Genomic DNA, 13,368 nt, shown 5'->3' on the forward strand with positions numbered 1-13,368 from the left:
TGTTATCAGGTTGATGAACCGCGAATTACGTTGTTATTGCGCGCGGCGAAGGCGTCGAATCTTGAGAGGATGGTTAATACCATCTGTCCGTTACGGTCCAGGTAACAGCCATATCGCAGAACAGCGTCGCCAGTACCGGCAGGGACGACAAATGACATGTTGTCTACGTTCATTGACTCTTGCGCCGTTAACAGGCGTGTTGCTCCACCTGTTTCATACATAAGCTCAATGCCTAGCTCCATACTGCCGCCACCAGACGTAGCGCCTGTGCCACGAAGAAGCATTGCATACGACAGATAGCCAGGATTCAGTCCGCCGTCAGCCCCTGGCGCGTAGGACATCCCCGCTCTGAGTTTCGCGCCGCCGTCGATAGTGATGCTATCCGTCTGGAGGAGTCCACCGCGAATATTGATCACCTGGTCGAAATTCTGCCGCCGGAACCGGGCCAGCTCAAACCACTGCCATGTAGCCTTCGGCACCTTGCGCGTGCGGTGCTGAGCGATGTTGATCGCAAATGACCCGATGTCGCCCTCGATGTGGTTCGCATATACCGTACCCTGGAACCAGCCGTCAGTCGCATAAACCGCACCGCGAACGATCACGTTGTTGAACTGCGAAGAGCCATCCTTGGCGATACGCCAGCCGCGTGACCCGTCAACAAAGTCATTCGAGCGGATCTCGTTGCCGATCTTCGCGTTCGTGATGGAACCGTCCGCGATTTTGGTTGAGGTCAGGGAACTGTTTTTGATACGTGCCGTATCGATATACAGCTCATTGCCTTCGGCAACCATCACCGGAACAGCCGTCGCATTATTACGGTTAAACAGCGAGAAGCGGTCAGCGTAGAGGATCATGTCGCTCGTTTCACCATTGCTGCCCAGCGTAATCCCCGCGCCAACATTCTTCCCGTTAACCGTCTCAACCTTCATCGACCACAGCGAACTCACCGTACCATTCACATCCGCCACGGTTTTGGCGGTGTTCTGAACGGAAGCGCTGAGATCCCCGACACTGGATGTCAGGGTCGTCTGCTGCGTTGCCAGCGCCTCCAGTGCCGTTGCATGCGTCTGCTGGGTACTGGTGATACTGGCCACCGATTTAATCGTGTTGTCCAGCGTCGTCTGGTTTTTGATGTTGGCGGCCGCCTGCGCGTCAATCTGCGACTGAAGCGAGGTATTCAGGCTGGCCTGTGTGCTCTGGCTGTCGCTTAGCGTCTTCGCCATGTTATCGACGCGGGAGTTGGCATTATCCACTTTCGTGGCCAGTGCCGTCTGCTGCTGCGCCTGGGCGGTGATTTTCCCTTCAGCATCCGTTACGCGAGCCGTCAGACCGCTCACGGCACTCGCCGTCGCGTCAGAGGCATCCTGTGCAGCTTTCGCATCGGTAACATCCGTGATAACCAGATCGTCGATATACAGCGAATAACCGGGGGTGCCGCTGCCGGAGGCGCCACGGGTAGAGATCCAGACCACTGCGCGTGTTCTCCCACCCCCGTTGTTACTGGCAATACCCGTAAATTTCACCCACTTATCACGCGCACCAAGAGCGGCTTCGCTGACAGTGACCGCCGACTGCCAGGAGTTTTGACCGGCAGCATTCAGTGAGTTAATGCCGACCAGCGTTGTCCACCCGGAGGATGGCGCCTGATCCGCCGGCATCATAGCCCAGAACTCAAACCGGAACTTCGCATCCTCACGGACTGACTGCCAGCTCCCAAGCTGTTTATCGCTGTTGCCGTTATTGTTCGCTCCTCGACTCACCTGCAGGCTCTTATTGCCGGTGAATTTCTGAGACGCCACCACAACGGCTGTGCCGTTCCCGCCCAGCACCTGGCCATCGCTGTAGCTTTCAAACGTACCGTCAACCCACGGATTAGCTCCCTGAGTGCGGATGGTATTGATGGTGCTGGTCAGCGACGTGATGCTCTGCGACTGGCTGGTGATGGTGTTTTCCACCTGGCTTACGCGACCGGTCAGTGAACTCACCGCGGACGTGTCAGCCTTTTTACCCAGCTCAGTATTCATCGTGGTCAGGCTGTTCTGCAGACTGGTGAGCTGCTGCGACTGCGAATCCAGTTTACCCTCGGCAGACGTCATCCGGGTGGTCAACCCGGTGACAGCGCTTTGCTCGGCCTTCTTACTGACCGCCGCATTCGTGACGGCCAGATCGCCGCTGAGTTTCGTCAGCTGCTGCGCCTGGGTGGTGATAGCCCCTTCAGCAGCGGTGACGCGGGTATTCATCTGAGAAATGGCCCCGGCATTAGCTGCGATATCCTTTTCATCCGTAACATCGAGGACATGGAAATCATCGAAATACATTGCCCCCGCGCTGAGGAAGGTCGTCAGCTGGAAACTGGCCGTCGTGGTCTTCGTGGCTTTCCAGTCAAACGTTACCAGTTGCCAGCCAGAACTAAACGGTCCGTAGTTTGAGCCGACCAGCAGGCCAGTGCTGTCGGCCACACGAAACTTCGTGTTACCCGCATCTTTAATCGTGGTTCCCGGGTCCTGCTTCGCCCATACCCCCATGCGGTAGGTACGACCCTGCGTGATACTGATTTCCTGCCCGACCAGGTTCGACTGGCCGGCGGACATTTTCAGCGCCTTGTTACCCGAATGCGGAACCTGTAAATCGGCCACCGTCGCGGTACTGCTCCAGCCGGTAAAGCCCGCCGCGCCGCGCTCAAAACTGCCGTTGACAATGAGGTTGCCCGGCATTTTCCCGCTGGCGTCAATATCCGCTGCCGTCTGGCTCAGGCTGTTACTAAGTTGCGTTAGAGAATCCCCTTGCGCACTGAGTGTTTTGCCCTGCTCAGTGACCTGGTTCTGCAGGGTGTTCATCGCGCTTGCGTCCGCTTTTTTGTTCACATTCGCATTCGTCGTGGCCAGATCGCTGCTGAGTTTTGTCAGCGCGCTGTTGGCTGCCGCGATGTCATTCCCCTGCTGCGTCACCGTGCCCTGCAGCTGCGTCACCGCTGTCGTGTCAGCCTTTTTACTCACCGTATCGTTTGTCGACCGGAGGCTGTTCTCCAGCGAGGTGGTCCGCGTGCCGATGCTGCTGAGCGTATCGCCCTGCTGGCTAACCGTGGTGGTCAGTGAATCCACCGCTTTTGCGGTCGCATCTGCGGTTTTCTGCGCACTGTTCGCCGCCGTCACGTTACGCATATGCCAGTCGGCAGCGTACCAGACAGTGCCGAACGGGCTGCTCTGATTAACCTGCAGGAACGGTCGCAGGAAGTTCGTGTCTGCCGGCACAGTAAAGCGCCAGGTGGCTCGTTTCCACGCGGTGGTGGTCTTGGTGTTTCCCCCGGACGCTCTCGCCCCAATACCACCAGTAGCAGTGGTGGCCCGACCGATGTAGAAATTAAAGTCAGCGCTGCCGGTACCACACGCTACCAGAGCAGACATTTCGTAAACGTCGCCCGGCGTCACAGCGATGTTGTTGATTTTTGGCACATGGTCTCGCCCGGCCAGCCGGACGGCATACCTGAACGGGCAGTCAGCCGGCACACCTGCAGCAGTGGTCTCCACCACGTCATAACCCATGCGGTCATACGCCGGATCAAATGACGGGTTTGGGATGTAATCATCCCCGGCAGCATTCCCGGCGTTCACCGCCGCCGTCAGGCTGACGATGTTGCTGTTGGCTGCCGTGAGGCCTGCCTCGGTTTTCTCCACCCGGCCAGTCAGCGCGTTAAGCGCCGTCTGATCCGCTTTGGTGTTGACCTTATCGGTGGTGCTGCTCAAATCGCCCTGCAGCTTCGTGATAGCCTGCCCCTGGGAGGTGATTTTGCCTTCCGCACTGGTGACCCGGCTGGTGAGATCACTCACCGACTGCGCGCTGGCCTTTTGTGCCACGTTGTTGTTGGTGGTGTTCAGGCTGTTCTGCAGATTCGTGATGCTCTGAGACTGCGCGGTCAGTTGCCCCTCGGCATTCGTCACCCGACTGGTGAGGCTGTTAATGGCCGATGTGTTCGCGGTAATACCGCTGGCCGCATCATCCGGACTCGGTGACCAGTCAGTCATCACGGTCCCGGTTTCCAGCTGAGGGCGACAGAGCCAGACTTCTTTGTCGGCAGACGTCGCGCTTTCCAGACGCGCGGCAATCAGCCGTTTGGTGCCACTGGTGGCAGGAATAACCCATTTCACCCAGTAACGCGCCCATGCGGTGGTCAGTTTCGTGACCGCCTTGCCGTCACCGGCCCCGCCTTTAACCCCCTGGCTGGTTTCCGTGGTGGTAGTGTTCGACGGGTTATAAAAATAACTCGCCATTTCCTGTCCGTTATAGGCACCTTTCGCATAGAAGCTGAATACAAATTCAGTACGCCCGGTAACATCCAGCGTCTGTTCATCCAGCTGGATATAACCGGATGCACCTTTCGCCAGCCGGGTGTAGGCCACGCGGTCGCCCAGATACGTCTCTGTGGCGTGGCGGCTGCTCCATCCCTCCAGTGTGTCCGCATTGCGGATAAGGTTGGTCCCGCCAACGGCCAGGGAGGAAAAGTTGTTTTCCAGGTTCGTCAGCGCGCTGCTTTGCGTGGTCAGATCCCTGCCATGCTGTTCAACGGTGTTCTGCAGGCTCTGCAGCGCCGTTGCATCAGCCTTCTTCGCCACATTGCTGTTAGTCGTGTTCAGGCTGTTCTGCAGGTTGGTCAGGCTGTCTCCCTGCGATTTCAGGCTGCCTTCGGTAGCCGTCACGCGGGTCGTCAGATTCGTCAGCGCGCTGGCATCGGCCTTGCCGCTGATATCCTTACCAAGTTGCGTCACATCCGACTGCAGCTTCGTGATCGCGCTGCCCTGAGACGTAATATTCTTCCCGTTCTGCGTGACTGACGCGGACAGACTGGAAAGCGCCTGCGCATTCGCATCGGCGGCATCGAGCGCCGCTTTCGCATCGGTCACGTCAGTGATGATCAGATCATCAATCAGGAAGGCGTCACCCAGGCGAACTTTTGGTGTATTCGGGATGGAGATCCTCACCATTGCCTGTTTCAGTGCGGTTCGGTTGTTGGTCAGATAGCCACTGACCTTTGTCCAGTTGTCCACCGACAACTCGGAGACTTTCACGTTCAGGCCAGGCCACGACCAGCCATTGGCAGAATCCTGGAAGGAAAATCCTAGCACCATATAAACGGTCGGATCGGCGGTCGAGCCAGCCGGCAACTTAACCCACGCCTCCACGTAATAGACCGCATTATCGCGAACCTGCATACCAGAAAAGATATGGGTATCGTTATTATCCGTCGCGTTCGGGTTGTACTCCGTACTGCGCGTAACACGCAGGCTTTTGGTCCCGCTGTGCGCAGCTTCACTGGTGATAACAGCGCGGGCATTACTGAGAACATCGCCGACGGCATAGGATTCAAAACTGCCGTCCGGCAGTACATTGGCTCCCCGTGTTGCCTGTTGCTTCAGCGATGTATTCAGCCTGGTCAGGCTGTCGGCCTGGCTACGGATATCCTTTTCAGTCTGGGTAACCCGGTTGGTCAGTGAACTGACCGCCGACGCATCAGCCTTCTTCGCCACATCGCCTTTGACCCCTTCCAGCGCGTTATTCAGCGCCGTGATGGATTGCCCCTGTGATGTCAGGGTGTTCCCCTGGTTCGTCACCGTCCCGGTCAGAGACGAAACAGCATCGCTGGTCGCCTTGATGTTGGTTTCATCGGTGATATCAAAAACCCGGACGGAATCGAGCCAGATTTCACCGTTTGTCGGATGAGAATAAAGTTTGAAGTTCTGCCCGTCCGCGCCGGCAGCCGTCAATCCGGTTTCCCAGGTGATGGTTTGCCAGTCAGTGGTCAGCGTGACCGTTTTATCCTCATACGTACTGTCCGTCTGGCCGATTTTGTTCTGGCGACGGATCAGCAGACTCATCGCGCCGGAAACACCTTTGGCCTTCACCACCACGCGGTACTTGCGCTGGCCATTCAGCGGCACCGGCTTGTTGTTGTTGGAGAAGATCCCCGGACTGGTGTTAGTCGTCCGGTTCAGCCGGACCCCCGCTTTCCCGTCCCCGAAATCGCCAAAAGTCACACCGGCTGGATACTGAATATCCCAGGCAGTGCTGCCCTGTAGAAAATCAAAGTTCGGGATCAGGTTGTCGCCAGCGTTGCGGGTGGCCGTCAGCACATTCGCCAGATTTGTCAGCTGCTGGCTCTGTGTGGTCAGTTTCCCTTCCGCCTCTGTCACCCGGTTATCGACCGAAGTCAGTGCCGTTGCATCGGCCTTCTTCGACACATTGCTGTTGGTCGTGTTCAGGCTGTTCTGCAGGTTCGTCAGCTGCTGGCTTTGCGAGGTGATAGCCCCTTCCGCTGTGCTGACCCGGCTCGTCAGTCCGGTAACGGCGCCGGCGGTGGCATCGATGTCCACCCGGTCGGTAACGTCAGTGACGTAAAAATCATCGAAGTAGCGGCTGCCATTAATCAGATAGTTGCTCAGCGTCACCGGCAGGCTGGCTGTCTCCGTCGCTTTCCAGCGACCGGAAACCAGGGTCCAGTTTGTCCCCACCGTGCCGCTGTTGTACGGACGCTCAAAGACCGGCTGGCCGGCAGAGTTACCGATCCGCAACTTGTTGTTCCCCGCGCCATTATCCGTCGTCGCTCCGGGTTCCTTGACCCACACCCCGATTTCATAGGTTCGCCCCTGAACAAACGGGATGTATTGCCCCGGAGACACGCTCCCCGGATCAACCTTCAGCGCCCGCGTCCCGCTGTGAGGAGCGGAAACCTCCACCACACTGGTCGCGGTTGACCGCCCGGTATAACCATCCAGCCCGCGTTCAAATGAGGGATTCACGACCAGGTTACCCGGTATCTGACCGCTGGCATCGATATCTGCCGCAACTTGCGAGAGACTGTTCGACAGATTCGTCAGCGAATTGCTCTGGCTCTCCAGCGTTTTACCCTGCTGCGTCACTTTCGTGTCGAGCGTGGCCAGCGCAGTCGCATCGGCTTTCTGCGCCAGCGCTTTATCGGTATTCGCCAGATTTCCGGTCAGTTTCGTGATGGCGCTGTTCGCAGCAGTCAGATCGTTGCCCAGCTGTGTGACGGTATTGGTCAAATCCTGCACCGCTGTCGCATCAGCCTTTTTGGCCACTGCGGCATTGGTGGTGGCCAGCCCGTTTTCCAGCTGGGTTGTCCGGTTGCCGGTCGAGGTCAGCAGATTACCCTGTTGCGTCACGGTGGTGGTCAGCGAGTCAACCGCCGCCGCCGTGGCATCCGCAGTATCCTGAACCTTTTGCGCCGCTGTCACATTTCGCATATGCCAGTCCGTAACGAACCATACGGTGCCATACGGGCTGTTCTGCGAGATCTGCAGGAACGGGCGGATATAACCCCTGTCTACCATCGCCTGCGTGACCTTGAAGCGCCAGGTGGTTCTCTGCCAGGTCGCGGAAGGTGATTTTCCGCCCCCCGCCATGAGTGGCGCACCGGTGCTCGTATCTGGCCGAACGGCGGTGCCAACATACAGATTAAAATTCGCCGTGCCGGCGCCGCAGGCAACCAGTGCGCTGATCTCAATCACATCGTTAAGCGTGGCCGGGAACGCGGCAAAGTTAGGATGGTGATCCCGGCTGGCAATTCTGGCCGCATAACCATACGGGCAGCCAGGAGGGACCTCCTCAGCCGTCGTGGATACGACGCTAAACCCCATCTGGTCGTAAGCCGGGTCAAATGTCGGGTTGGGAATTAAATCTCCGCCTGATGCGTTTCCGGCCCGTACAGCGGATTTCAGCGAGGTAATGTTGGCGTTAGCAGCCGTCAGCCCGGATTCCGTCTTCTCCACTCGTCCGGTTAGCGAGTTCATCGCCGTCTGATCCGCTTTGCTGGCCACGTTCGCGTCTGTCTGCGTCAGCGCATTCCGGAGTTGGGTGATGCTCTGCGAATTGCTGACCACCTCGTTGCCAATCTGGCTGACATTCGAGCTGAGCACGCCGGCTGCGTTTGCCAGCGCGGAAACCCCGAGACCGGAGTACATCTCGGCAACCTTGTCTGACAGCTTCAGGCCCAGGTTGATATACGCCTGGCCGGTCCACTGATTCACCAGAAACTCAACGGTGTTCCAGCCGGCTTTCAGTTCAAAACTGACGGTATTCCAGCTGGCGTTACCCCAGGCGACCTGAACCCCATTCACAAATATGGCGCCGGTATCATCAAAAACCCTGGCGCCGGGCGCCAGTGTGATGGTGGTATCTGCGGCCACTTTCACCTGGCAGGAATACAGCGCGATCAGATAGCTGCCGGCGGACGTAAAGTCCAGTTTGGCCGCGTCGGCCACCTCATCCACTACCGTTGGTGCCACAGCGCGAACATCGCTGAATGACGGGACTGTCCCGGCGTTAGCCAGCTGCACCGGATAGAGTCGACGGGACCAGCGATTCGGCTGGCCATTGACCAGTTGATTCGACAGGCTGGTGATGCTGTCAGTATTGCTGCGAATATCCCGTCCGTTTTGCTCTACCTGCTGCGTTAAGGCAGTGACCGCAGCCGCTTCGGCTTTCTTCGCCAGCGCGGCATTTGTCATGCCCAAATCGCTCGTCAGTTTCGTGATGGACTGACCCTGGCTGGTTATCCTGTCGCCATGCTGGGTAACAACAGACTGCAGCCCGCTCAGCGCCTCATTAGTACCAGCCAGGCCCGTTTCCGTCTGGCCAACCCGGTTAGTGAGCGATGTTAACGCGGCGCCCTGCGATGTCAGCGTGGCGCCCTGTTGCTCAACTTTCTGCGTCAGGGACGTCAGCGCGGCTGCATCGGCTTTTTTCCCGAGGCTGGTTTCCAGGCCACCGATACGGCTCGCCTGCGCGCTCTGCTCTGTCGTCAGAGAACTCAGTTCACCAGAAACAGCAGCTTTGTTGTCGTTAAACTGCGTCTGCAGGGACTCTCTGGCCTTAACTTCCGCCGAGATGGCGGTAACGCGTGCGGTTTTTTCCTGGTACAGCAGCCCGGAGGTGACTTTCTCCAGATCGCTCCCATCATAGGAGCCACGCATCTGCGCCGCCAACGTGCTGCGTGCCTGCGCTTCGGCAGTCAGCGCGTTACTCAGCGTACTGCGCACATCCTGCAAAGCCGCCGTACTGGCGCCGGGTGCTGGCCGGCCAACGGCGATCCAGTCGAATTCGATAAAGTTGCTGGCATCCTGCTGGTTCGTCAGGTCCAGGCGAATACGATCAATGTTCCCTGTCCACGGAATATCACGCACCGTCAGGGTTGCCACCCCATCGGCATATTCCGGCTCAGCAACAATGTATCGCTTCGTGTTATTGAAGTTTTCGCCGGCAGACACCCAGCGGATCTCACCCGCCCAGACTGGTTTGCCGGTTTTACGAAAGCGCAGCATGATGAAACGGTACGCCGCACCATCGACAGCCAGCCCGCCTGGAGAGGTAATGTACGGATCGGTGGCGCTGTCCGCCGGGCGTAACCAGCCATCCTGTGACACACCCGGTACGCCGGCGCTGCCGGTCCAGCCCTCGGTCGTCTGATTGTTGAAATGCCAGATAACCTGCGAATCGAACTGGATATTAGCGCCGGCAGCGAGGCTGGACATTTCCCGCGCCAGATTTTCATCGGCGGTCTTCATCACCTGAGTCAGGCTCTCGATACTCGCCTCAATCCCCTGCGTTGCCGCCAGCAGTTCATCAGCGGCCTGTGACGCCTTCGCGTTAACATCGGCGATACGATCCGCGGTCTCCTGCTTCACCGCATTGGTCAGCGTGGTGTTGACCTGAGACAGCGACTGCTTCAGGCCATTTTCGGCAGTCTTTATCTGCGCATTCAATGCGGCATCGCCGTCGGCCAGCGTTTTGCTGACCCTGGCAATCTCCAGGTCGATGGTGGCGTTGATTTCCGCAGCCGTATCGGTGACTGACTGTCTTACCTGGGTGATGCTGTCGGTCAGCGACTTGTTCACAGTTGCGATCTGCTTGTTCGCATCTGCGACGGCGGATTTTGCCTCCTGAACGCCTTTGTTTGCCTGAGCCAGACCAGAATCGAGAGCCTCATTGACCGAGGTAATCTCATCCGTGATGGTTTTATTCACGGCGGAGATCTTCCCGTCAACATCAGCCGTGATGCTTTTCGCCGATGCATCAATATCCTGGCTGACCTGCTTCGCCTGGTCTTCGGCTTCCTTACGCAGAGCTTCAGCGGTCTGCTCCAGTTCCTGCTGCGTATTGCGGATACCTTCCTGTGTTTCGCTAATGGTGCGCTGCGTTTCCTCCCAGGCAGCCGTATCCTTGATCGCGTCGGTCAGGTTTTCGTAGTAGTCATCAAAGTTATCGCTGGCCATCCCCTGGACCCAGCCGGTCCACGGGCTTTCATTGCCAAGACGATCCACAAGGCGCACCCGATACCAGAATTCTGCACCCATACTGAGGCCCATCTGCTGATAGCTTTTCCCCGGATAGGCCACGTCTGATAACGGCATCGGCGCACTGCCGTCCTGATTTTTACTGTACTGTAGTTCCGTGCGCAGCGTATCCCCGGAGCCGGTCGGGAACTCCCAGCTAACCTGGACCCCATGAACCAGAGAACGGGTTGCCAGCGCCAGCGGTGCCAGCGGCTCGCCGACCTTGCCGGTCAGGGTTTTCTCTTCGGAATACGCCCAGCCGCTCGAGATCTCCGCCGCATTTATCGCGCGGACGCGAACCAGATAACGACCGGCATAAATGCCGCTGACCTCAAACGAGGTGGTCGAGTTGCGCGGCACATTAATCCAGTTCCCGTCGTTACGGCGCCACTGTGCCTCGTAGGCAATAGCGCCGCTGACAGCTGACCAGTTAACCTGCATCGTTTCGACGCTGATCCCCTGATTCACGACCGAGCGGGATGTGATGACAATATCGTCAGGAGGTGACTGGTTGCCCGCCGGCAATACGCTAACCGGGCGCTGGTCGATAATAGCGCCGGTATCGATGCGGGCGAATTTATCCGGGTCATGTGCCACGCCGGTGATCGTGAGGGTGGCATCGCTGTTCTCTTTTACCCCTGTAACCCGGTACTGCTGCAGGAAGAGGTCATCGGATTCAACGGCCCAGACGCATTCCCGTTCTGGTGTCTCACTGTACGCCGTTGTGACCGTAATCTGCCGGCGTCCGTTAACAGCCTGAATAGTCCGGCTCTGTGAGATCCCGGATGGCAGGTTTAGCTGGAGGCGGTCGCCAGGTTTGGCATCCACATCACGATCCAGAGTAATCACCCGGCCATTCACCGCGCTGATTCGCCCGCCGTTGACCCGTCCGGCCAGCAACTCATCCGCTAGGGCAATGATATAACCGGGTTGAGGAATGCGACCGTCCAGCCCCACATCAATTTCGACCATGCGGTCCTTATTGTTGGTCAGTATGCCCCACAGCCCCTTACGGTGGGCTTCGCTCTGGCGCGTACAGCCAATCGCCGTCATTTCGAGCTGGTTAAAACTGTAGCGGGAAACCAGTTCCGGGATAAATGCCGGCTCCATTGCATCAGCATAAGCATTATCCGGATCAGACCAGGAAACCAGGGCGTTGGTGTACCGAACCTGGCTGCTGCTGCTCGAATAACGGGGTTTGCCGATAATATTGGCGCGCGTATAGGTAAAATCGACATCACGCGGCATATCAGCCTGCACAACAATCTGCTCACCGTTCCAGCAGGTCATGCCCCGGAAAATGGCGGCAAAGTCTCGCAGCACGGTGTAAGCATCGTTGCGTTCCTGGACATAGACGTTACAGGTATAGCGCGGCTCCATGCCGTCACCACCGCGCCCGTCAGGAACCAGCTGATCGCAGTACTGTGCAATCTGGTACAACGTCCATTTCGAAATATTGGCGCTGCTCAGACGATTACCGAGACCAAAACGGTCAGCTATAACAATGTCGTAATAGATCCAGGCCGGGTTATCCGTCCAGGCCCATTTAAACCCGCCGGTCCAGACGCCGGTATATTCGCGGGTTTCCGGATTGTAGTTATCCGGCACACGAATCACGCGCCCACGCGGCTCACAGGAAATTTGCGGAATGGAGCCATTAAACTGGCTGGAGTCGAACTCGATATAAAGCAGCGCGGTGTTGGGATAACGCAGCTTCGCGTCAATCACTTCGGTATAGCTCTGCAGCGTCATCACGTCGCCAACTTTGACACTGTTTGCATCCGGAGAGATTTTACGCAGGCGTAGCGTCCAGGTACTGCCGGCCTGGGGCAGATCAATACGATGGCTCCGCTCATAACCGGAGGTGGTTTTACCCGTGACAGCGGTTTCCAGCACCGTTTGCCAGGCGCCGCCGTCGGTCTGCAGGTCAATCGCATACTTGACGGTATTGCCCACCACGTCGCCGTCATCTTCCTGTTTCATCAGGGACGGCCATTTCAGGCGGACACGAACGGCAGAAAGCTGGGTATTAGTAAAGGTATGGGTCCAGGCTGTCTTGCTGGAAACTTCCGTTCCCACACTGATTTCATTTTCAGTGCCGGGAATACCCTGAATATAAGTCTGAGCCTGCGTGCCGGGTCGAAATTCCCAGGACACGCCACTGAAGTTTTGCGAACCATCAGCATTTTCAAGCGGGGTGCCATCAAGATAAATATCTTTACCGGTTAAACCACCTGCAAATTCACCCTCACCTAATGCGAGCAGAATTTTGGCTTTCGCAACGGACTGTAAATCATCCGGCTGTTCCGTCGGTGTACGCTGCTTTGAGCCGCCACCCTTGCGCCCTTTAATTATGTTATTTGCCATATTACGCCCATAAAAAAAGCCACCGCAAGGTGGCCTGAATTGGATGGTTTACTGAATAAAACTTATTGCTGGTCTTCTACGTAAATACCGGCAGATATAATGGCTCCGCCAATTCGTCGTTTGCCATAAAGCAAAGGGACCGGGTATCCCTGAGAGGCAGTATTCGTCACGCCCCCAAAGGCGTAGGACGCTTTATTGTCAGCGGATTCTTTTCGGGCCAGGCCTGCTGGCTGTGGGGAGAGCATCTGAACAACGCCGCCGAGCATCATAGCAGCCCCCATTTTATAACCAAATGCTGACACGGGGTTGCCAGGAACAAAGTAAGAGCCGACAGCAGAGGCAACAATAATAACTGCTCCAAGAATTGTTTGAAGCAGTCCCGCCTTTTTACTACCAATTAAAACAGGAACAATTCGGATGACTTCACCACCAACAGGAAATCCTAAATCATCCTTACCGATATTTTTCTTTCCTTTGAAAACAGCAAAGGTCAATCCTTTTTCTTTGCTGTTATTCATGAAATGTTCAAATCCAGGGATGGTGGTAGCCAGCGCTATGCCTGCTTCTTGGACTGTTGAAATCAACCGATGATGAATCTTCCCGAAAGTTTTGCCAAGAATTCCAGAAAGCTCAATTCTTGTCATTATTTCCTGCATAA

At 57.0% G+C, this 13,368-nt stretch carries 2 protein-coding genes; both read right to left on the bottom strand.

From position 1 onward, the window contains the following. Positions 1-5: 5 nt before the first annotated feature. Positions 6-12,710: a TipJ family phage tail tip protein gene (locus tag KB892_RS15240; RefSeq protein ID WP_062955111.1), complete on the bottom strand. Its 12,705-nt coding sequence runs from the start codon at positions 12,708-12,710 to the stop codon at positions 6-8. 62 nt (positions 12,711-12,772) lie between these two features. Next, entirely contained in the window at positions 12,773-13,366 is a 594-nt protein-coding gene (locus tag KB892_RS15245; RefSeq protein ID WP_023328085.1) for a tail assembly protein, read from the bottom strand. Positions 13,367-13,368 lie beyond the last annotated feature (2 nt).

The organism is Klebsiella sp. P1927 (assembly GCF_018204675.1).
In the GTDB taxonomy this organism is placed as follows: Bacteria; Pseudomonadota; Gammaproteobacteria; order Enterobacterales; family Enterobacteriaceae; genus Klebsiella; species Klebsiella pneumoniae.

Coding starts and splice junctions, on each gene's coding strand:
- KB892_RS15240 (WP_062955111.1), bottom strand. CDS start 12,710: ATGGCAAATAACATAATTAAAGGGCGCAAGGGTGGCGGCTCAAAGCAG.
- KB892_RS15245 (WP_023328085.1), bottom strand. CDS start 13,366: ATGCAGGAAATAATGACAAGAATTGAGCTTTCTGGAATTCTTGGCAAA.